Here is a 21,234-nt window from a genome sequence, read left to right as displayed (position 1 = left end):
GGCTTACTGCTGGCTTTCACGCTCAGCGATAAAGCCCAGCGCTTTATTGATGCGCTCAATGCTGCGGGTCTTACCAATCGCGTGAACGGTAACATCCAGACCCGGCGACTGACCGGCACCGGTCACCGCGACGCGCAGCGGCATACCAACTTTACCCATGCCCACTTCCAGCTCATCAGCGGTGGCCTGAATGGCGTGATGCACGTTTTCAGCGCTCCAGTCGGTAATGGCGGCGAGTTTGTCGCGCACCACTTCCAGCGGCTGACGCGCAACCGGACGCAGGTGTTTTTTCGCCGCATCAGCGTCGAATTCAGCAAACTCTTCATAGAAGTAACGGCAGCTTGCCGCCATCTCTTTCAGCGTTTTGCAGCGCTCGCCGAGCAGCGTCACCAGCTCCGCCAGCTGCGGGCCGGTGCGGGTATCAATATTTTCCTGCTCAATGTGCCACTGCAGATGGGTAGCAACATACTCCGGCGCCAGGGTGTTGATGTAGTGATGGTTCAGCCACAGCAGTTTATCGGTGTTAAACGCACTGGCGGATTTGCTTACTGCGCCCAGCGAGAAGAGTTTGATCATCTCTTCGCGGCTGAAGATCTCCTGATCGCCGCTGGACCAGCCCAGACGCACCAGGTAATTAAGCAGCGCTTCCGGCAGGTAACCATCATCGCGATACTGCATCACGCTCACCGCGCCGTGACGCTTGGAGAGTTTTTTACCGTCATCGCCGTTGATCATTGAAACGTGCGCGTAAACCGGCACCGGCGCGTTCAGCGCTTTCAGGATGTTGATCTGGCGCGGGGTGTTGTTGATGTGATCTTCACCGCGGATCACGTGGGTGATCTCCATATCCCAGTCATCCACGACTACGCAGAAGTTGTAGGTCGGGGAACCATCGGTACGGCGAATGATCAGATCGTCCAGCTCCATGTTGCTGAATTCGATCGGACCACGGATCTGATCGTCAAAAATTACCGACCCATCCTGTGGGTTGGCAAAACGCACCACGCACGGCTCATCAGCAGCATGGTGAGTATGGTCATGGCGGCAGCGGCCGTCGTAACGCGGTTTTTCGTTATTTGCCATCTGCGTTTCGCGCAGCTGCTCAAGACGCTCTTTGGAGCAGTAGCATTTATAGGCGGTGCCCGCTTCCAGCATTTCATCAATCACCGCGTTATAGCGGTCAAAGCGTTTAGTCTGGAAGTACGGGCCCTCATCCCATTCGAGGCTCAGCCAGTTCATGCCATCCATAATGGCTTCGATTGCTTCCGGAGTGGAACGCTCGAGATCGGTGTCTTCGATGCGCAGCACAAACTCACCGCCTTGATTGCGGGCAAACAGCCAGGAGTAGAGAGCAGTGCGCGCGCCGCCAACGTGCAAATAGCCGGTGGGGCTTGGCGCGAAGCGAGTTTTGATTTTCATGAATTGGCCTTACGTTGATAGCGATGCCGACCGTCGGCAATACCTAATAGAAAAGTGGGCGATATTCTATCACTGTGGGCTGATTCCTCAATGTTGTTACCGAAATGGCGCAGTAAACGGGCTATTTTGTTTATAAATCATGCGCTCGCGATCGATTTGTCAGCGTGTTGTCTAATTTTACGACGAACGAACAATTTCTTTTGAAAATGCGTTGACTCATTTTCAACTCTCCCTATAATGCGACTCCACACAGCGGGGGTGATTAGCTCAGCTGGGAGAGCACCTCCCTTACAAGGAGGGGGTCGGCGGTTCGATCCCGTCATCACCCACCACAAATTTTGTGGTTCCCGCAGTGTAGATAAGAATGAGAAGTGGGTGATTAGCTCAGCTGGGAGAGCACCTCCCTTACAAGGAGGGGGTCGGCGGTTCGATCCCGTCATCACCCACCACTTTCTCGCCAGCGAATTCTTATCAGTAGAAGTACCGAAGTGGGTGATTAGCTCAGCTGGGAGAGCACCTCCCTTACAAGGAGGGGGTCGGCGGTTCGATCCCGTCATCACCCACCACTTCGGGTCGTTAGCTCAGTTGGTAGAGCAGTTGACTTTTAATCAATTGGTCGCAGGTTCGAATCCTGCACGACCCACCAATGCAAAAAAGCGCCCTAAAGGCGCTTTTTTGCTATCTGCGATTTGAAAGATTCGAACCTGCGGCAGGTTCGGGTCGAACGCAGTGAGACAACGGAGCCGCTTGCGGCGACGGCCCGAAGGGCGAGCGAAGCGAGTCATCCTGCACGACCCACCAATGTAAAAATGGCGCTTGCGGCGCTTTTTTGCTATCTGCGATTTGAAAAATCTGTGCGCTCTTCTTGCCGGATGGCGGCTATGCCTTATCCGGCCTACAATATCTCTCCGCACCTGGTTTTCGTAGGCCTGCTAAGCGCAGCGCCAGCAGGCAATGCGTCGGGCAAAAGCTTTCAACTGACACATCCTCACACGCTTCTTATTCAAGTCCGGCACGACCAGGCCGATAACTCTCTTTTATGGCAAAAAAGGAGTTTTCAATGACGACTATTTCGGCAGCAACCCCCTCTGTTCAGGGTGGCAGCACCAGCGGTTCATCTTCCGCCGGTAGCGACACCGCATCACAAATCAGCCGTGTGACGCAGCAGATCGCCAAGCTTACCCAGCAGTTGAAAGATATCCCTAACGGCGAAGGGACAACTGAACAGAAAAAGAAACAGCAAGAGCAGATTCAGCAACAGATCCAGCTGCTGCAGGCACAGCTTCAACAGTTAATGCGTAAGCAGGCTGAAGAGGCGGAGCAAAAGCAGACGCAAAACCACCCGAACACCCCGACGCAGGGCAAAATTGAAGGCGTAAATAACCCTTCAGTCGATCATCAGGTTGATATCTACATCTGAGTAAAGAGCGGATCGTTCTCCCGGGCCCGGTTTAAACACCGGGCTTGTTCCCGCACCACATCCCATAACGCCTGCGCCGCGCCGGAAAGCGATCGGTTTTTACGTCGCACCAGCATAATTTTGCGCTGCATATCCGGCACCAGCCGTTTCACCATCAGCTGGCTACCCTGCGGAAGTGGCAATGCCAGCGCGGGCAGAATGCTGATACCAATCCCCGCCTCCACCATTGGAAAAAGCGTCGCCGGATGACCAATCTCCTGCACGATTTTCGCCCGCACCGCAAAGTGGTGTAACGCCGCATCAATCAGCGGACGGCTGCCGGAGGCGTAATCCTGCACCACCAGCCGGGCACCATCCAGCGCCGACCACGGCACGGCGTCAAGCGGCGCCCAGGAGTGATCGTTGCGACACAGCAGGAAGAAGGGCTCGGCGAGGATCTCCTCGATCTCCAGATCGCTGGCCGGGCCGGGATCGATCACAATGCCAAAATCGACTTCGCCCTGCCGAATACTCTCCAGCACCCACTGCTGCGGGCGGTCATGCAGCACAAAATCGATCTCCGGGTAGCGCTGGTTGCTGCTGGCGATACAGTGCGGAATGAGATGCGCGGAGATAGTCTGGCTGGCGGCGACGCGCACCGTTCCGGTTAACTGCTGCCCTACCCTCCCCGCTTCACGCAGCGTGCTGCTAAGCTCATCTAATAGCCGTTCCAGCCGCCCGGCCAGCTGTTGACCCGCTTCGGTCAGCACCACTTCGCGGGTTGTGCGATCCAGCAGCTTGACGCCGGTCTGCCGCTCCAGCTCTTTTACGCTGTGGCTGACCGCCGACTGGCTGAGGCCGATCATCTCCCCGGCACGGCTGAAACTTTTCGCCTGGGCGACGGTGACAAAGACACGTAATTGACGGAGTGAATAATTCATCTGATAAATTCATGAATGGATGCAATAAATCAATTTTATTTCTCAAAGCAGACAAAGCACAATAGCGCCATCGACTTTCAGGAGTGCACATGAAACTTTTTCGTATCCTTGATCCCTTTACCCTGACGCTGGTCTGCGTCGTTCTGCTGGCCTCTTTCTTCCCGGCGCGCGGGAGTTTTGTTCCCTTTTTCGAAGGGCTGACCACTGCCGCGATTGCGCTGCTCTTTTTTATGCATGGCGCAAAGCTCTCCCGTGAAGCGATTATCGCCGGCGGCAGCCACTGGCGTTTACACCTGTGGGTGATGTGCAGCACCTTCGTGCTCTTCCCGGCACTCGGCGTGCTGTTTGTCTGGTGGTCGCCGGTCAATATCAGCCAGGAGCTCTACACCGGCTTCCTCTATCTCTGCATTCTGCCCGCCACGGTGCAGTCGGCCATCGCTTTTACCTCACTGGCGGGCGGTAACGTCGCGGCGGCGGTCTGCTCGGCGTCGGCCTCCAGCCTGCTGGGGATCTTCCTCTCGCCGCTGTTAGTTGGCCTGCTGATGAACCTGCATGGCGCGCAGGGCAGCCTTGAGCAGGTCGGCAAAATCATGCTGCAACTGCTGCTGCCATTTGTGCTCGGTCACCTGTCACGCCCGTGGACCGCTGGATTCGTCACCAAACATAAAAAGTGGATCTCCAAAACCGACCAGACCTCGATTCTGCTGGTGGTTTACTCCGCCTTTAGCGAAGCAGTGGTGAACGGCATCTGGCACAAAGTAGGCCTCGGCTCGCTGATGTTTATCGTGGCGGCGAGCATTGTTCTGCTGGCGATTGTGATTGCGATAAATATTCTGGTGGCGCGCAAATGCGGCTTCAATAAAGCGGATGAGATTACGATTGTCTTCTGCGGTTCGAAAAAGAGCCTCGCCAACGGCATACCGATGGCCAATATTCTCTTCCCGACGTCGGTGATCGGCATGATGGTGCTGCCGCTGATGATTTTCCACCAGATCCAGCTGATGGTGTGCGCCGTGCTGGCCCGCCGTTACAAACGTAAGGCGGAGCAGCACGCCGCGCAGGAAGCGGCGAAAGCTTAAGGCCGCTTGAGGGGCTGAACCAGATGGCTCAGCCCCTCGGTTTTAATCACTAAGGTGATTTGCATTAACTCACCAAGCCGCCCGGCGGGAAACTGATCCTTACGGGCGAACCAGAGCAGGTACTCCTCCGGCAGATCAATCAGCCGACGCCCCTGGTACTTGCCAAAAGGCATCACCATGTTGGCGATCTCAATCAGTTGCTCCTTCTCCATTCAGGCTCCCAGCAGACGAATCATTTCATCTTCATCAATGACCGCAATGCCCAGCTCCTGCGCTTTCGCCAGCTTCGAGCCTGCGGCTTCACCAGCAATCACCAGATCGGTCTTCTTCGATACGCTGCCAGCCACTTTCGCCCCCAGCGCCGTTAAGCGCTCTTTGGCCTCGTCGCGCGAAAGCTGACTCAGGCTACCGGTGAGTACCACGGTTTTACCGGCAAACGGGCTGTCGATCTCCTCGGCGTTAACCACCAGCGGCGCGGGCCAGTGAATGCCCACTTCTTCTGTCAGCTGGCGAATCACGTCGCGGTTGCTCTCTTCACTGAAGAAGTTATGCACGTGTTTTGCCACCACCACGCCGACATCGGGCACTTTTTGCAACTCGTCAACCGAGGCTGCTATCAATGCCTCCAGCGTGCCGAAGTAGGCCGCCAGCCCTGCCGCCGTCGCTTCACCCACTTCGCGAATACCGAGCGCATAGAGGAAACGGGCAAAAGTGGTCTCTTTCGCTTTTTCCAGCGCGTTGACTACGTTTTGTGCCGACTTCGGCCCCATCCGATCGAGACCGGTCAGCTTACCGGCAGTTAAGCGGAAGAGATCCGCAGGCGTGTGGACGTACTCCTTCTCAACCAGCTGGTCGATAATCTTATCGCCCATGCCATCCACATCCATCGCGCGGCGCGAGACGAAATGCTTAAGCGACTCTTTGCGCTGCGCGCCGCAGATCAGGCCACCGGTACAGCGGGCAACGGCTTCGCCTTCCACACGCTCGACATCAGAGCCGCACACCGGGCAGTGCGCCGGGAAGGTCACTTCCCGCGTCTCTTCCGGGCGTTCGGAGAGCACCACATTCACCACCTGCGGGATCACATCCCCGGCGCGGCGAATCACCACTTTGTCACCGATACGCAGCCCAAGTCGGTCAATCTCATCGGCATTATGCAGCGTGGCGTTGCTGACCAGCACCCCGGCAACGTGTACCGGCTCAAGGCGTGCGACAGGGGTAATCGCCCCGGTACGGCCCACCTGAAACTCGACATCGCGCACAAACGTCAGTTGCTCCTGGGCCGGGAATTTAAACGCTACCGCCCAGCGCGGCGCACGCGCCACAAAGCCGAGCTGCGCTTGCAGATCGAGGGAGTCGACTTTGATTACCACGCCGTCGATATCAAACCCGAGCGTCGGGCGGTCTTGCTCAACTTTATGATAGAAGGCCAGCACCTCTTCCGGCGTGCCGCACAGGCGGATGCGATCGCTCACCGGCAAGCCCCACGCTTTAAACTGCTGCAAACGCGCCAGATGGCTGTTGGGCAGCTCGCCGCCTTCGAGGATGCCAATGCCGTAGCAGAAGAAGGTGAGCGGACGCTTTGCGGTGATACGCGGGTCAAGCTGGCGTAGCGAACCGGCGGCGGCGTTACGCGGGTTAGCAAACACTTTCCCGCCGGTGCGGCGCGCCTCTTCATTGATCTTTTCAAAGCCGGATTGCGGCAGGAAAACTTCACCGCGCACTTCCAGCCGCGCCGGAATGTTCTCCCCGCGCAGCTTCAGCGGAATGGCGCGGATGGTGCGCACGTTAGAGGTGATATCCTCCCCGGTAGTGCCATCGCCGCGCGTGGCGGCGCGCATCAGCACGCCGTTTTCATACAGCAGGCTGACCGCGAGTCCGTCGAGCTTCAGCTCGCAGCAGTAGATCAGCGCATCGCTGCTCTTTAAGCGATCCTGTACGCGTTTATTGAATGCCAGAAAGCTCTCTTCATCGAAGACGTTATCGAGCGACAGCATCGGCACTTCATGACGTATCTGCGTAAAGGCGGTGAGCGGTGCGGCACCGACGCGCTGGGTTGGTGAATCCGGCGTAATCAGCTCTGGATGCTGCGCTTCCAGCTCGCGCAGCTCGCGCATCAGGCGATCGTACTCGGCATCCGGGATCTCCGGCGCGTCCATAACGTGATAGAGATGTTCATGATGGCGAAGGGTAGTTCGCAGTTCTGTCAGTTGTTGTTCAATTGATTCCATATCGCACCATCAATGTAAAAAACCCCCGACGGGCGGGGGTTCTGGAAGGGAATGTGTCGTGACGCGCCGTTACGCGTTAGCGTCTTTCACTTCGCGAATACGCGCCTGGTATTCACGCAGCTTCTGCGGCGTCATCATCCGACGCTGGTCATCGAGCACCACACCACCCACTTCATCGGCAATGTGTTGAGCAGATTGCAGCATCAGCTTGAAGTTCTGCAACTCGTCGCCGTAGGACGGCACCTGCATAAAGATCGTGACGCCAGGGGTTGCCATCTCGCCCATGGTTTCCACATCAAATGTGCCAGGGTTGACCATGTTAGCCAGGCTGAAGAGCGCCGGGCCGCTGCCGTCCGGGCTGAGATGACGATGGAAAATATTCATATCGCCAAATTTGAAACCGGCCTGCAGGATGCTGTTAAGCAGCACTTCGCCATTGAGCGCCGCGCCATGATGGGCCGCAACGTTCATAATTATTACCGTCTCTTTGCGCTGCGGTTTTTCTACCGGCGCGTCCACAACCGGCTCCGGCTCTGGCTGCGGTGCTGGCTCGTGAACCTGAGGCTGCATCTGCAGCTGTTGGGAACCTTGATGTACCGAAGGCTGATGATGCGACGGCTGTTGCGGAAAGTGCTGCGGGGCCATCTGCGGCTGGGCAGGCGCGGTCGGCTGGGCGACTGGCTGCGGTTCCACTACGCGCGGCTCGACAACGGGGCGCTCCGGCTGTTGCGGCTGCGAATAGGGTTGCGGCGCGTGGTGCGCAGGCTCGCTCTGCTGAACCGGCGGAGCCGACGGACGTGGCTGGGCCGACGCGTAAGGCGGCTGGTATTGGTGCTGCGCGGCATGACGCGGATTTTCCTGCTCTACGCTGGCCTTCGGTACGCTGGGGGTTTTATGCACCCGAACTTCACCAACGCCTTCGTCCTCTTCGACGTCCTCGTCGTCAAACTCGTCGTCGTCACGTCGCGATTTCATACGTTTTAGTGGGCGATCGCGGAACATAGAAGAGCGTTCTTTGCGACTGGTCCAGAAACCGTGAACCAGTAAAGCAATTATGGCGATCGCGCCAACAATGATTAATATCAGACGCAAATCCTGCATCATTATATTCTCTGTTGTTCTAACACCTTGCCACCACGGCAAACATTTACTCACTAAGAGTATTTGCGCATTAGGCCAAGTGCAAGTGGATGGGAAGCATTCACCGCATAAAGATGAATTAAATCGTACTTTTTGCTGTTTTTTCGAACATTTCCGAACAGGTTTCCCCCGTCCGGTGAATATTATAAGCTTCGGTTTTTTCGCATGAGTTTAAAAGGAGTCCAGCCAAATCATGGTTTCATCCTCGCCCGGCGCTGCGCGCAGCGGTCTTTACTACTTTTCTCAAGGCTGGAAACTGGTCACGTTACCGGGCATTCGCCGCTTCGTGATCCTGCCCCTGCTGGTCAATATTCTGCTGATGGGCGGCGCGTTCTGGTGGCTCTTTACCCGCCTCGACAGCTGGATCCCAATGCTGATGAGCCACGTGCCGGACTGGCTACAGTGGCTTAGCTATCTATTATGGCCGATTATCGTTATCTCCATCCTGCTGGTGTTTGGCTACTTCTTTTCAACCCTCGCTAACTGGATTGCCGCGCCCTTTAATGGCTTGCTGGCCGAGCAGCTGGAAGCGCGATTAACGGGTGCGACGCCGCCGGACGTTGGCGTGTTCGGGCTGATGAAAGATTTTCCGCGCATTATGAAGCGCGAGTGGCAGAAGCTTGCCTGGTATCTGCCGCGCGCCGCCATTCTGCTTATCCTCTATTTTATCCCCGGTATCGGACAGACCGTCGCACCGGTGCTCTGGTTCCTGTTTAGCGCCTGGATGCTGGCGATCCAGTATTGCGACTACCCGTTCGACAACCACAAAGTGCCGTTTAAAACCATGCGCTCGGCGTTACGCGAACGGAAAGTGACCAATATGCAGTTCGGCGCGTTAACCAGCCTTTTCACACTGATACCGGTGCTCAATCTGGTGGTGATGCCGGTTGCAGTCTGCGGCGCAACGGCCATGTGGGTCGACTGTTATCGCAATAAGCTTGCCAGCTGGCGCTAAGGAACTATTCCTTTTCTTATTCCATACTGATAAGCATTATTTCGTCGCAGCATATAGATATGCGAAATCCTTACTTCCGCATCATCAGTAAGTGCGTATGCTGGGTCGGTTCCCAAATTTCATACAGTTAAGGACGGGCTATGAGTAAGATTTATGAAGACAACTCGCTGACCATTGGTCATACGCCGCTGGTTCGACTGAACCGCATCGGTAACGGACGCATTCTGGCGAAGGTCGAGTCGCGCAACCCGAGCTTCAGCATAAAATGCCGTATCGGTGCCAATATGATTTGGGATGCCGAAAAACGTGGTGTGCTGAAACCGGGCGTCGAACTGGTCGAACCGACCAGTGGTAACACCGGTATCGCGCTGGCCTATGTTGCCGCAGCGCGCGGTTACAAGCTGACGCTGACCATGCCGGAAACCATGAGCATTGAGCGTCGCAAGCTGCTGAAAGCGCTTGGCGCAAACCTGGTGCTGACCGAAGGCGCGAAAGGCATGAAAGGCGCGATTCAGAAAGCGGAAGAGATTGTTGCCAGCGATCCGGCGAAGTTCCTGCTGCTTCAGCAGTTCAGCAACCCGGCAAACCCGGAGATCCACGAAAAAACCACCGGCCCTGAAATTTGGGAAGATACCGACGGCCAGGTGGATGTCTTTATCTCTGGCGTGGGCACCGGCGGCACGCTGACAGGCGTGACCCGCTTTATCAAAAACACCAAGGGCAAAAGTGACCTGATTACCGTGGCCGTTGAGCCAACCGACTCACCGGTGATCTCGCAGGCGCTGGCGGGCGAAGAGCTGAAGCCAGGTCCGCACAAAATTCAGGGTATTGGTGCCGGTTTTATTCCGGGTAACCTCGATCTGAAGCTGATTGATAAGGTAGTGAAGATTACTAATGAAGAGGCGATCAGTACCGCGCGTCGCCTAATGGAAGAGGAAGGCATTCTGGCCGGTATCTCTTCCGGAGCTGCCGTTGCGGCCGCGCTCAAACTTCAGGAAGATGAGGCCTTTACCAATAAAAATATTGTGGTTATCCTCCCCTCTTCCGGTGAGCGTTACCTCAGCACTGCACTGTTTGCCGATCTCTTTACTGAGAAAGAATTGCAACAGTGATGCCAGATTGTTAAATCAGCGCAAAAAAGCACCCATCGGGGTGCTTTTTTGTGGCATACATCAAACTTTTGTCCCACCTGGCATTGCCGAAAACGGCCTGGTCTGGTATTTAACCATCACATTTATTTTGAAGCGCGAAATTAATCGAAGTCAGATTTCACACTGCTGAATCGTTTTTATGATTTGGTTCAATTCTGGCTTTCACGGCATAATGTTTAATGACGTGCGAAACGTCAGCGACCATCAGCGTCTGCACGAGACCGCGCCTTTCTGGCATCTGTACCTTGGCTCGTTACGCCAGCGCTAACTATACAGGCTAAAGTCCTGCCGCCAGGCTAGACTTTAGTTCCACAACACTAAACCTATAAGTTGGGGAAATACAATGTTCCAGCAAGAAGTTACCATTACAGCTCCGAACGGTCTGCACACTCGCCCTGCTGCTCAGTTTGTTAAAGAAGCAAAAGGCTTCTCTTCTGAAATCACTGTGACCTCCAACGGCAAAAGCGCCAGCGCAAAAAGCCTGTTCAAACTGCAAACTCTGGGCCTGACTCAGGGTACCGTTGTGACTCTGACCGCTGAAGGCGAAGATGAGCAGAAAGCGGTTGAACATCTGGTTAAACTGATGGCGGAACTCGAGTAAGTTTTTCGCGGGTTTCTTTAAAGATCAGTCACAAGTAAAGGTAGGGTTATGATTTCAGGCATTTTAGCATCCCCGGGTATCGCTTTCGGCAAAGCACTTCTGCTGAAAGAAGATGAGATCGTCATCGACCGGAAGAAAGTTTCTGCCGACAAGGTTGATCAGGAAGTTGAACGTTTCCTGAGCGGTCGTGCCAAGGCATCGGCGCAACTGGAAGCGATCAAAACGAAAGCAGGTGAAACTTTCGGCGAAGAAAAAGAAGCCATCTTCGAAGGCCACATCATGTTGCTGGAAGATGAGGAGCTGGAGCAGGAAATCATAGCCCTGATTAAAGATAAGAGCATGACTGCCGACGCGGCAGCCCATGAAGTTATCGAAGGTCAGGCAACCGCCCTGGAAGAGCTGGACGACGAATACCTGAAAGAGCGCGCCGCTGACGTGCGCGACATTGGTAAACGCCTGCTGCGCAACATTCTGGGTATGCCGATTATCGATCTGAGCGCCATTCAGGATGAAGTCATCCTGGTTGCAGCCGATCTGACACCGTCCGAAACCGCACAGCTGAACCTGAAAAAAGTGCTCGGCTTTATCACCGACATTGGCGGCCGTACCTCCCACACGTCGATCATGGCGCGCTCCCTTGAGCTGCCGGCGATTGTGGGCACCGGTAGCGTCACCACTCAGGTGAAAAACGGCGACTATCTGATCCTCGATGCGGTAAACAACAAAGTTTACGTTAACCCGAGCGACGACGAGATCGACGCACTGCGCGCAGCGCAGGCGCAGGTCGCGGAAGAGAAAGCTGAACTGGCGAAGCTGAAAGATCTGCCGGCCATCACCCTTGATGGTCACCAGGTTGAAGTGTGCGCCAACATCGGTACTGTTCGCGATGTCGCGGGCGCAGAGCGCAACGGCGCTGAAGGCGTTGGCCTCTACCGTACCGAATTCCTGTTTATGGATCGCGACGCGCTGCCGACCGAAGAAGAGCAGTTCGACGCCTACAAAGCGGTTGCGGAAGCGTGTGGCTCCCAGGCCGTGATTGTACGTACCATGGACATTGGCGGCGACAAAGAGCTGCCTTACATGAACTTCCCGAAAGAAGAGAACCCGTTCCTCGGCTGGCGCGCCATTCGTATCGCCATGGATCGCAAAGAGATCCTGCGCGATCAGGTTCGCGCTATCCTGCGTGCCTCTGCTTTCGGCAAACTGCGCATTATGTTCCCGATGATCATCTCTGTTGAAGAAGTGCGTGCACTGAAGAAAGAGATTGAGATCTACAAACAGGAACTGCGCGACGAAGGCAAAGCCTTTGACGAATCCATCGAAATCGGCGTGATGGTAGAAACCCCTGCCGCCGCGACGATTGCGCGCCATCTGGCGAAAGAAGTGGACTTCTTTAGTATCGGCACCAATGATTTAACGCAGTACACCCTGGCAGTTGACCGCGGTAATGATATGATTTCACATCTTTACCAGCCGATGTCGCCGTCCGTACTCAACCTGATCAAGCATGTTATTGATGCTTCTCATGCTGAAGGTAAATGGACCGGCATGTGTGGTGAGCTTGCTGGCGACGAACGTGCTACACTTCTGTTGCTGGGGATGGGTCTGGATGAATTCAGTATGAGTGCCATTTCTATCCCGCGCATTAAGAAGATTATTCGTAACACGAACTTCGAAGATGCGAAGGTGTTAGCAGAGCAGGCTCTTGCTCAACCGACAACGGACGAGTTAATGACGCTGGTTAACAAGTTCATTGAAGAAAAAACAATCTGCTAATCCACGAGATGCGGCCCAAATTACTGCTTAGGAGAAGATCATGGGTTTGTTCGATAAACTGAAATCTTTGGTTTCTGATGATAAGAAAGAGACCGGCGCCATTGAGATCATTGCCCCGCTGTCTGGCGAAATCGTTAACATTGAAGATGTACCGGATGTGGTGTTCGCTGAAAAAATCGTCGGCGATGGCATTGCTATCAAACCGACCGGCAACAAAATGGTCGCTCCGGTTGACGGGACTATCGGCAAAATCTTTGAAACCAACCATGCCTTCTCTATCGAATCCGATAGCGGCATCGAACTCTTCGTTCACTTCGGTATTGATACCGTTGAACTGAAAGGTGAAGGTTTCAAACGCATCGCGGAAGAAGGCCAGCGCGTTAAAGTTGGCGATCCGGTTATCGAGTTCGACCTGCCGCTGCTGGAAGAGAAAGCAAAATCCACGCTGACGCCGGTTGTTATCTCTAACATGGATGAGATCAAAGAGCTGATCAAACTCTCTGGTAGCGTAACCGTGGGTGAAACCCCGGTGATCCGCATCAAGAAGTAAGCGCTCTACAGTCTAAAAAAATGGCACCGTAAGGTGCCATTTTTGTTTTAGCGCGGCGGTAAAATTAGCTCGTCATACCCCTTCTCAAGGGTATAACCCATCACCTCCACCACCCGCTCGCCCGCAGCCTGCACCGCCATATCCAGCGCTTTGCCCTGAATAATGCCGCTCACCAGTTCGGAGCAAAAGAGATCGCCCGTCCCTTTCAGGTCCGTCGCCACGCGCGGATAGCTGCTGATATTGACGCCCTCGGCTGAGACCACTACCACATGGATCTGCCCATCGTTGCGGTCCACCGGCGCGCTGGTGATCGCCACCCAGCGCAAAGATGAGGAGAGCAACCCCTGCGCCGCGGCAATCGCGCTTTGCAGATCGCGGCACGGTTTACCGCTCAGCACTTCAAGCTCAAACACATTCGGCGTAATGCCCTGGGCCAGCGGCAGCATAACTTCGCGGTAGGCCTCGGGAATTTCCGGTTTCACATAGATGCCGCTGTCGATATCGCCAATCACCGGATCGACCAGAATCAGCAGCTCCGGGTGTTTCTCCCGCAGCGCCGTCAGCCACTTCGCCAGCAGCTTGATCTGGCTGGCGCTGCCCATATAGCCGGTTGTCACCGCCTTCACACTGCGCAGCACATCGCGCTCTTCCAGCGCCTGCAAATAGCCGCTGAACCACTCATCGGGAATGACGCCGCCATAAAAGGTGTCGTAATGCGGGGTATTGCTGAACAGCACGGTAGGAATGGCCAGCACGTTAAGCTGGTGCTGACGAATATTGGGTACTGCAATGCTGTTGCCGACGCTGCCGTAAACTACCTGCGACTGAACCGCGACGATATCGGCCTGCTGCGCCCGGGTTTTATCCCTGAACAGGATCATCTCCATTTTGTCTCCTTGACGGGTTAAATCCCCGCGCCCTGCGAATAACTCTCTTCACCAAACACGCCGGTCGACAGATAGCGATCGCCGCGATCGCAAATGATGGCGACAATTACCGCGCCCGGGTTCGCTTTCGCTACCCGAATCGCGCCGGCGACCGCGCCGCCAGAGCTGACGCCGCAGAAGATGCCCTCTTTGACCGCCAGCGCGCGCATGGTATTTTCCGCCTCGCGCTGCTGGATATCCAGCACCTCATCCACCAAATCGGCGTTAAAAATGCCCGGCATATAGTCGGCAGGCCAGCGGCGGATACCGGGAATGCTGCTCCCCTCTTCCGGCTGAAGGCCAACAATCGTCACCTTTTTCGCCTGTTCGCGCAGGAAACGTGAAACGCCGGTGATGGTGCCGGTAGTCCCCATGCTGGAGACAAAGTGGCTGATGCGCCCCTGCGTCTGCTGCCAGATTTCCGGGCCGGTGGTGGTGTAATGAGCGTAGGGATTATCGGGATTATTGAACTGATCGAGCAGCTTGCCGTCACCGCGCGCCGCCATCTCAAGGGCCAGATCGCGCGCCCCCTCCATGCCCTGCTCTTTGCTGACCAGAATCAGCTCGGCACCATAAGCGCGCATCGCCGCGCGGCGCTCCTGGCTCATGTTGTCCGGCATCAGCAGCTTCATGCGATAGCCCTTTAGCGCCGCAATCATCGCCAGCGCAATGCCGGTATTGCCGCTGGTCGCCTCAATCAGCACATCGCCAGGTTTGATTTCGCCGCGCCGTTCCGCCTGCACAATCATCGACAGCGCAGCGCGGTCTTTTACCGAACCGGCCGGATTATTACCTTCGAGCTTGACCCAGATTTCACTGCCGTTGTCCGGGGCCAGGCGCTGTAATCTGACCAGCGGCGTATTGCCGATAGTCTCTTCTAATGTGTTCACGATCGCTGTCCAATAAAAAACCCGGTCCGCATCACGCATACCGGGCTTGTCGGCCGGATGAGCAACGCGCTACCCGGCAAAAACCACGTTTCCTTAAGCTATCAGGCTGACTGAGCCAGAGCAAGCTCCGCGCCGGGCTCAATACGCTCATCGCCGTTGTAGAGCCGCGCGTTCTGCAAACCAACGAACAGCCGCTCGCCGCGCTGGGGCGGATGCTCATCGCGCATCACCACCGTTAACGGATCGGGGTTCCAGCCAAGCGGCTGCACCACCAGCTGCGTGTAGTGCCCTTTCGGGCTGGCTTCCAGCACCTGCACCGGCAGCGGCGAATCAAGGCTGGTACGGCGGCTGACGTCCACTTCCCACGGGCGCAGGAAGAGATCGACATCGCCCTGGTAAACCGGGGTATGGCCAAGCGGCCAGTGATGAGCGCCGACGTGGAACTGCCCGCCGCGAATCACCCCTTTCAGGCGATTCACCTCGCCCATAAACTCCAGTACAAAGCGGGTTGCCGGTTCGCGCCACACCTGATCCGGCGCGTCCGCCTGCTCAATATTTCCCTGGCTCATCACCACCACGCGATCGGCCACTTCTGTCGCCTCTTCCTGGTCGTGGGTCACAAAGACGCTGGTGAATTTCAGCTCTTCATGCAGCTGACGCAGCCAGCGGCGGAGCTCTTTACGCACCTGCGCATCCAGCGCGCCAAAGGGTTCATCGAGCAGCAGGATTTGCGGTTCAACCGCCAGCGCGCGCGCCAGCGCCACACGCTGCTTCTGCCCGCCGGAGAGTTGCGCCGGGTAGCGATCCGCCAGATGCGCCAGTTGCACCATCTCCAGCAGTTTGGTCACTTTCGCTTTGATGGCGGCAGCATTCGGCCGCTCGCGGCGCGGCAGCACCGTTAAACCAAAGGCGATATTGTCGAATACCGACATATGGCGGAACAGCGCATAGTGCTGAAACACGAAGCCGACGCGGCGCTCGCGCGCATGCAGGCGGCTGACATCGGTGCCGTGAAAACGGATACGCCCGCTGCTCTGGTGCTCCAGCCCGGCGATAATGCGCAGTAATGTCGTTTTACCGGAGCCAGAAGGGCCCAGCAGCGCCACCATCTGCCCGGACGGGATATCCAGAGAGATATCATTCAGCACCTGGGTGCGACCAAACGACTTCTTAATATTCGCAATCTCAATGCTCATGATTTCCCTCCTCGTGCAGGCGTTTTTGCTGATTGTTCAAACGCCACTGCACCGCACTCTTTAAAAACAGTGTCAAAATCGCCATTAGGGTCAGCAGGGCCGCGGCGGTAAAAGCACCGACGGTATTGTAATCCTGCTCCAGTAACTCAATCTGTAGCGGCAGCGACAGGGTTTCGCCACGAATAGAACCCGAGACCACCGACACTGCGCCGAACTCGCCAATCGCCCGCGCATTGGTTAACACCACGCCGTAGAGCAGCGCCCAGCGAATATTAGGCAGCGTCACGCGGCGGAACATCTGCCAGCCGGAGGCCCCGAGCAGGATCGCGGCTTCATCCTCCTGGCTCCCCTGGCTGAGCATCACCGGCACCAGCTCGCGCACGACAAACGGACAGGTGACAAAGACGGTAACCAGCACCATGCCGGGCCAGGAGAACATGATTTGCAGATTATGTTCATCCAGCCAGCCGCCAAGTGGGCCGTTGGTGCCGTAAAAGAGCAGATAGATAAGACCGGCAACCACCGGCGACACCGCAAATGGAATATCGAGCAGGGTCAGCAGTAGCTGGCGGCCGGGAAAGTTAAAGCGCGTCACCAGCCAGGCGAGCAGCGTGCCGAACACCAGGTTGACCGGCACCGAGATCAGCGCAATCAGCACCGTCAGCCAGATGGCGTGCAGCATGTCGGCATCGGCAAGGTTTTGCAGCACCGGGGCCAGCCCTTTGCTGAAGGCCTGCACAAAGATGTAGATCATCGGCACCAGCAGAATAAAGGCTGAAAGCACAATACCGGTGCCGATTAAAAACCATTTTCCCCAGTTCACCCGGGGCTTGTCATAGCGTTTCAATGCACTTATTTCCGCCATTAGTGACCTACCACACGCTGACCAAAGCGACTTTGCAAAGTGTTGATGGAGAAGAGCAGCAGCAGCGAAGCGGCGAGGATCACTGAGGCAATCGCGCTCGCGGCCGGGTAGTCAAACTCCTGTAGACGTACGAAGATCATCAGCGAGGTCACTTCCGTCTTCCAGGCGATATTCCCGGCGATAAAAATCACCGCGCCAAACTCACCGAGGCTGCGGGTAAAGGAGAGCGCAACGCCCGCCATCAGCGCTGGTGACAGCTCCGGCAGCACCACTTTACGGAAACTCTGCCAGCGCGTGGCACCGAGGGTTTCCGCCGCCTCTTCATACTCCGGGCCGAGCTCTTCCAGCACCGGCTGCACCGTGCGTACCACAAACGGAATGCTGGTAAAAGCCATCGCCACTGCAATGCCGAGCCAGGTGTAGGTCACTTTGATATCCAGTGCCGCCAGCCACTCGCCGTAAAAGCCGTTAACGGAGAAGAGCGACGCCAGTGTCAGGCCCGCCACCGCGGTCGGCAGCGCAAAAGGCAGATCCATTAGCGCGTCGAGCAGCGTACGTCCCGGAAAGCGGTAGCGGGTAAGGATCCACGCCATCAGCATGCCGAAGACGCCGTTAAAGATTGAGGCGACAAACGCCGCCAGCAGCGTCACTTTATAGGCCGCCACCACCTGCGGGTTGGTGACCACTTCCCAGTACTGTTCCCAGCTCATCTGCGACAGCTGCATCACCAGCGCGCTTAAGGGTAATAACAGAATCAGACAGACAAAAAAGAGGCTGCTGCCGAGGCTTAAACCAAAGCCCGGCAGCACGCGTTTCGATCCAGACAACATCACTTATGCCCCGCCGCCAGCAACTTATCCAGCTCGCCGCCGCTGGCAAAATGGGTTTTCATCACTTCCGGCCAGGAGCCGAACTTATCTTCCACGCGGAACAGCGCGGTCTGCGGGAACTTATCACTCAGCTTTTTCATCACTTCCGGGTTGTTCACGCGGTAGTAGTAGTCGGTGATGATGGTCTGCGCCTGCGGCGTATAGAGCCAGTTGAGGTAGGCTTTCGCCGCCTTCTCCGTGCCGTTGGCTTTCACGTTTTTATCGACCCACGCCACCGGGAACTCGGCGAGGATATTGACCTTCGGCACCACCACTTCAAAGCCCTGCGCTTCATACTGTTTGCGGATGTTGTTCACTTCCGACTCAAAAGTGATCAGCACATCGCCAAGGCCGCGCTCAACGAAAGTGGTGGTCGCGCCGCGGCCGCCAGTGTCGAACACCTCAACGTTTTTCAGAAACTGGGTCATAAACTGGGTGGTTTTGGCTTTATCACCGCCATCAGCCTGATCGGCTGCGCCCCAGGCCGCCAGATAGGTATAGCGGGCGTTGCCAGAGGTTTTTGGATTCGGGAAGATCAGCTTCACGTCAGAACGCACCAGGTCGTTCCAGTCGTGGATATTCTTCGGGTTGCCCTTGCGCACAAGGAACGCCATCGTCGAGTAGAACGGCGAGCTGTTATTCGGTAAGCGGCTCTGCCAGTCGGCCGGGATCAGCTTGCCCTTATCGTGCAGGATCTGCACATCCGTCACCTGGTTATAGGTGACCACGTCGGCTTTCAGCCCCTGCAAAATCGCCAGCGCCTGTTTTGACGAACCGGCATGGGATTGCTTGATGGTCAGCTTATCGCCGCCATTCTCCTGCGCCCACTGCTGCTCAAAAGGCGGGTTCAACGCCGCAAACAGCTCGCGCGAGACATCATACGAGCTGTTGAGCAGTTCCGTTGCCTGTGCCTGCGCGCTTAACAGCGTCAGCGCTGCCAGCGTCAGATATCCTTTTTTCAGTATGTTAACGGCCATTGCTCACCCTTATAAGCTGATCACTCGACGATGTTCAGTTTATTTATAACGGGAGTGAAAGCAGTAACGGTTTTATATACCAATTGGTGATTTGGAATCAGAAAAGAGTATAAGCAGAAAGGGGTATAAGCCGGGTTGCCCCGGCCTGATGTGACGCGGGTTTGTTACAGGGCAAAGAGCCTGTCGAGTGCGGGTGCGAAGTAGTAACCACCGGTAACCGGGCGGGTAAAACGCAGCATGGCGTCGCGCTTGCCGTCACTGTCGCCGAACATGCTCAGCAGTTGCTGCTCAATGTTATAGAGCCGCGCGCTGTAGGTGCAGAAATAGAGGCCGTGAGTGCCGCTGGCGGTGCCATAGGGCAGGCTCTGGCGCACAATCTTCAGCCCCTTGCCTGCCTCTTTCAGATCGACGCGCGAAAGATGGGACGTTACCGGGCGCACATCGGCGTCGATCTCTTCGTTATCCGCTTTGGTGCGCCCGATCATCATCTCCTGATCGCTGACGCTCATGCGGTTAAGCTGCTTCAGGTTGTGCTCCCAGCGCTGCACCATCACGTAGCTGCCGCCCGCGTCAATACCGTCCTGAATAATCGCCACTTCGCGGCGTTTCTCTTCGCCAGCCGGGTTCTCGGTGCCGTCGACAAAGCCGCTGAGATCGCGATCTTCCACCCAGCGGAAACCGTGCGTCTCCTCTTTTACCTCCAGCGCATCACCAAAGGCAGCCAGCGCCGCCTGGGCAACAGAGAAGTTCACATCGTGACGCAGGGAGAGAATATGGATCAGCACATCGTGCTGAGTAGCGGGCGCAAGGCCTTTGCCATAGGCGGGAAAATCTTTCAGCTCTTCAGCGCCCTGCCCGTTGCTTAATTCACGCCAGACGTGGGAACCAAACGCTACCACTGCGCCGAGCGCCGCATCGGGGAACTGCAACTGGAAGTTTGCGAGCTTATCGGCAAACGCACGGCTACCGGCGCGCAGGGCATCGGCCTCCCCTTTTACGCTGGCCTCAATCCAAATTGCCGCACGGCAATGTTCCGGCAAAATGCCGCTCTGAACCTGGGACATCACATCTCCTGAAAACTGACCACAAAAACGATGCGGTATTGTACCTGTTTTTGGGTCAGTATCAGACTATTCTGATGCGATTAGCGACGCCAGATGATCTTGCTCACTTTCCAGCTTTTCAGGGTGTCATCCGACGGCATTAAGCCATCCGGGCCGCTCCAGCTGCCGCTGAAGAGGTAGCTGATGTGCTGGCTGTCGGGCGCTTTACACTCGATACCGGAGATATCGGCGTCAGAGGCTTTCACGCAGTTGCCGAATGCTTTGTCATAGAGGGTGTTGAACGGCGCGCCGATTTTTACCCCTTTGTCGGTGGCAATATCGGGATCGGTAACATCAATCCGGCTGACAACGCCGTTTTCACCGTTGACCACCAGCGCCAGTTGCTTCTCTTTCAGCGCTTCGAAATAGCGAACAATGGTGCCTTTATCGGTTTTCATGCCGCTGCGCAGGTGGTAATCGCCGCCTAACGCGTCGCCAATCGCCTGTTCATTGAGCGGCGTGCTGGCTGTCAGGCCGCCAACGCCCTGCTCGTTGACTTCGGGGGAGGAACCAAACCAGTTCCAGGGATACGCGGCAGACCAGTTGACGGAGGCGAACGTCGAGCAGCCGGTTAACGCCAGCGGCAGCGCGATAAAAAACATACGCAGGGGTTTCATGCACAATTCCTTATATTGACCAAACGCCTGTTGGAGTGCCGAAAGTGAAAAAAGTGCCCTCGTCACCGCGAAAGGCCGGATTCAGTACTCTTCATCTTCAATCAGGCGCTTGCCAAGATTAACGCTGTCGGTGTGTTCATACCCCAGGCGCTCATACATGCCGATCACCATCTCGTTATCGTCGCGCACCATCAGGTTGATCTTCGGGCAACCACGAGCAATCAACTTCTTCTCCAGCCGGCTCAGCAGCGCATTGGCGATGCCGCGACCGCGAAACTCCGGGTGAACGCCCAGGTAGTATGCCGAACCGCGATGGCCATCATAACCGCCCATTACCGTACCAACGACTTCGCCACCCACCTCTGCCACCAGGAAAAGGCTTACGTCATGATTGACCTTACGCTCAATGTCCATCTCCGGATCGTTCCACGGGCGCAGCAGTTCACAGCGCTCCCAAAGCGTGATCACTTCTTCAAAATCTTCCTGCCGGAAAACACGTATCTCCATGATGTCCCCCATATTTTTCAGCTGTGTAAACGGTGATTATGG

Annotated in this window: 21 protein-coding genes, 4 tRNA genes and 1 other RNA gene; 12 read left to right on the top strand and 14 right to left on the bottom strand. The window is 56.2% G+C overall.

Going from position 1 to position 21,234, the window contains the following annotated elements; translation table 11 throughout:
• Window positions 1-3: 3 nt before the first annotated feature.
• The gene (gene gltX / locus N7V53_RS07045) at window positions 4-1,419 is read right to left on the bottom strand and encodes a glutamate--tRNA ligase (RefSeq protein ID WP_023479709.1); all 1,416 of its coding nucleotides are present in this window, start codon (window positions 1,417-1,419) and stop codon (window positions 4-6) included.
• A gap of 256 nt (window positions 1,420-1,675) precedes the next feature.
• Between gltX and N7V53_RS07040 the strand changes: the two genes are divergently transcribed.
• The 6 genes from N7V53_RS07040 (at window position 1,676) to N7V53_RS07015 (ending at window position 2,839) form a co-directional block, all read left to right on the top strand.
• A tRNA-Val gene (locus tag N7V53_RS07040) sits at window positions 1,676-1,751 on the top strand.
• Between the two features lie 41 nt (window positions 1,752-1,792).
• Window positions 1,793-1,868, top strand: a tRNA-Val gene (locus N7V53_RS07035).
• A 41-nt stretch (window positions 1,869-1,909) separates the two neighbouring features.
• Window positions 1,910-1,985: transfer RNA gene (locus N7V53_RS07030), tRNA-Val, on the top strand.
• A gap of 4 nt (window positions 1,986-1,989) precedes the next feature.
• A tRNA-Lys gene (locus tag N7V53_RS07025) sits at window positions 1,990-2,065 on the top strand.
• Window positions 2,066-2,094: 29 nt separating this feature from the next.
• A non-coding RNA gene (locus N7V53_RS07020) (RtT sRNA) lies at window positions 2,095-2,220 on the top strand.
• 259 nt (window positions 2,221-2,479) lie between these two features.
• Entirely contained in the window at window positions 2,480-2,839 is a 360-nt protein-coding gene (locus tag N7V53_RS07015; protein WP_279792885.1) for a FlxA-like family protein, read from the top strand.
• Here N7V53_RS07015 and N7V53_RS07010 read toward each other — a convergent pair.
• A complete protein-coding gene (locus N7V53_RS07010) occupies window positions 2,830-3,759 on the bottom strand; it encodes a LysR family transcriptional regulator (protein WP_124967651.1) in 930 nt (309 codons plus the stop codon). The genes N7V53_RS07015 and N7V53_RS07010 overlap by 10 nt on opposite strands.
• Window positions 3,760-3,848: 89 nt before the next feature.
• Here N7V53_RS07010 and N7V53_RS07005 point away from each other — a divergent pair, with 89 nt between their 5' ends.
• A complete protein-coding gene (locus tag N7V53_RS07005) occupies window positions 3,849-4,838 on the top strand; it encodes a bile acid:sodium symporter family protein (protein ID WP_076770241.1) in 990 nt (329 codons plus the stop codon).
• Here N7V53_RS07005 and N7V53_RS07000 read toward each other — a convergent pair.
• The 3 genes from N7V53_RS07000 to zipA form a co-directional block, all read right to left on the bottom strand.
• Complete coding sequence (locus tag N7V53_RS07000; RefSeq protein ID WP_023478979.1) at window positions 4,835-5,050, bottom strand: DUF3820 family protein; 216 nt, start codon at window positions 5,048-5,050, stop codon at window positions 4,835-4,837. The genes N7V53_RS07005 and N7V53_RS07000 overlap by 4 nt on opposite strands.
• Window positions 5,051-7,069, bottom strand: a complete 2,019-nt coding sequence (gene ligA / locus N7V53_RS06995) for an NAD-dependent DNA ligase LigA (protein WP_279792879.1) — start codon at window positions 7,067-7,069, stop codon at window positions 5,051-5,053.
• 69 nt (window positions 7,070-7,138) lie between these two features.
• Window positions 7,139-8,173, bottom strand: a complete 1,035-nt coding sequence (zipA, locus tag N7V53_RS06990) for a cell division protein ZipA (protein WP_279792876.1) — start codon at window positions 8,171-8,173, stop codon at window positions 7,139-7,141.
• Between the two features lie 229 nt (window positions 8,174-8,402).
• Here zipA and cysZ point away from each other — a divergent pair, with 229 nt between their 5' ends.
• The 5 genes from cysZ to crr all read left to right on the top strand — a co-directional run bounded on the left by cysZ (window position 8,403) and on the right by crr (window position 13,242).
• Entirely contained in the window at window positions 8,403-9,164 is a 762-nt protein-coding gene (cysZ, locus tag N7V53_RS06985) for a sulfate transporter CysZ (protein WP_279792875.1), read from the top strand.
• A gap of 140 nt (window positions 9,165-9,304) precedes the next feature.
• The gene (gene cysK, locus N7V53_RS06980; protein WP_023478966.1) at window positions 9,305-10,276 is read left to right on the top strand and encodes a cysteine synthase A; all 972 of its coding nucleotides are present in this window, start codon (window positions 9,305-9,307) and stop codon (window positions 10,274-10,276) included.
• A 382-nt stretch (window positions 10,277-10,658) separates the two neighbouring features.
• Window positions 10,659-10,916, top strand: a complete 258-nt coding sequence (ptsH, locus tag N7V53_RS06975; protein WP_007370907.1) for a phosphocarrier protein Hpr — start codon at window positions 10,659-10,661, stop codon at window positions 10,914-10,916.
• A gap of 48 nt (window positions 10,917-10,964) precedes the next feature.
• Window positions 10,965-12,692 carry a phosphoenolpyruvate-protein phosphotransferase PtsI gene (gene ptsI / locus N7V53_RS06970; protein WP_279792873.1) on the top strand — a complete coding sequence of 576 codons (1,728 nt, stop codon included), beginning with the start codon at window positions 10,965-10,967 and terminating at the stop codon, window positions 12,690-12,692.
• A gap of 40 nt (window positions 12,693-12,732) precedes the next feature.
• Entirely contained in the window at window positions 12,733-13,242 is a 510-nt protein-coding gene (gene crr, locus N7V53_RS06965; protein ID WP_023478954.1) for a PTS glucose transporter subunit IIA, read from the top strand.
• A gap of 47 nt (window positions 13,243-13,289) precedes the next feature.
• Here crr and pdxK read toward each other — a convergent pair whose 3' ends face one another.
• The 9 genes from pdxK to N7V53_RS06920 all read right to left on the bottom strand — a co-directional run bounded on the left by pdxK (window position 13,290) and on the right by N7V53_RS06920 (window position 21,192).
• Entirely contained in the window at window positions 13,290-14,129 is an 840-nt protein-coding gene (gene pdxK, locus N7V53_RS06960) for a pyridoxine/pyridoxal/pyridoxamine kinase (protein WP_279792870.1), read from the bottom strand.
• A gap of 17 nt (window positions 14,130-14,146) precedes the next feature.
• Window positions 14,147-15,058: a cysteine synthase CysM gene (gene cysM, locus N7V53_RS06955; RefSeq protein ID WP_279792868.1), complete on the bottom strand. Its 912-nt coding sequence runs from the start codon at window positions 15,056-15,058 to the stop codon at window positions 14,147-14,149.
• 101 nt (window positions 15,059-15,159) lie between these two features.
• Window positions 15,160-16,254, bottom strand: coding sequence for a sulfate/thiosulfate ABC transporter ATP-binding protein CysA (gene cysA / locus N7V53_RS06950; protein WP_023478971.1), 1,095 nt, complete (start codon window positions 16,252-16,254; stop codon window positions 15,160-15,162).
• The gene (gene cysW, locus N7V53_RS06945) at window positions 16,244-17,119 is read right to left on the bottom strand and encodes a sulfate/thiosulfate ABC transporter permease CysW (RefSeq protein WP_023478957.1); all 876 of its coding nucleotides are present in this window, start codon (window positions 17,117-17,119) and stop codon (window positions 16,244-16,246) included. The genes cysA and cysW overlap by 11 nt, the downstream gene beginning before the upstream one ends.
• Window positions 17,119-17,949 (bottom strand): sulfate/thiosulfate ABC transporter permease CysT, encoded by an 831-nt coding sequence (cysT, locus tag N7V53_RS06940; RefSeq protein ID WP_023478964.1) that lies wholly within the window; start codon window positions 17,947-17,949, stop codon window positions 17,119-17,121. Before cysT ends, cysW begins: the two co-directional genes overlap by 1 nt.
• The gene (locus tag N7V53_RS06935; protein ID WP_279792865.1) at window positions 17,949-18,965 is read right to left on the bottom strand and encodes a sulfate ABC transporter substrate-binding protein; all 1,017 of its coding nucleotides are present in this window, start codon (window positions 18,963-18,965) and stop codon (window positions 17,949-17,951) included. The genes cysT and N7V53_RS06935 overlap by 1 nt, the downstream gene beginning before the upstream one ends.
• A 164-nt stretch (window positions 18,966-19,129) precedes the next feature.
• The gene (locus N7V53_RS06930; RefSeq protein WP_279792863.1) at window positions 19,130-20,029 is read right to left on the bottom strand and encodes a Dyp-type peroxidase; all 900 of its coding nucleotides are present in this window, start codon (window positions 20,027-20,029) and stop codon (window positions 19,130-19,132) included.
• An 80-nt stretch (window positions 20,030-20,109) separates the two neighbouring features.
• Window positions 20,110-20,685 (bottom strand): RpoE-regulated lipoprotein, encoded by a 576-nt coding sequence (locus N7V53_RS06925; protein ID WP_279792862.1) that lies wholly within the window; start codon window positions 20,683-20,685, stop codon window positions 20,110-20,112.
• Between the two features lie 81 nt (window positions 20,686-20,766).
• Complete coding sequence (locus tag N7V53_RS06920; RefSeq protein ID WP_042718790.1) at window positions 20,767-21,192, bottom strand: GNAT family acetyltransferase; 426 nt, start codon at window positions 21,190-21,192, stop codon at window positions 20,767-20,769.
• Window positions 21,193-21,234 lie beyond the last annotated feature (42 nt).

This window comes from Kosakonia sp. HypNH10 (assembly GCF_029850615.1).
GTDB classification, from domain to species: Bacteria; Pseudomonadota; Gammaproteobacteria; order Enterobacterales; family Enterobacteriaceae; genus Kosakonia; species Kosakonia cowanii.
This window is presented reverse-complemented; position numbering and strand designations above follow the sequence as displayed.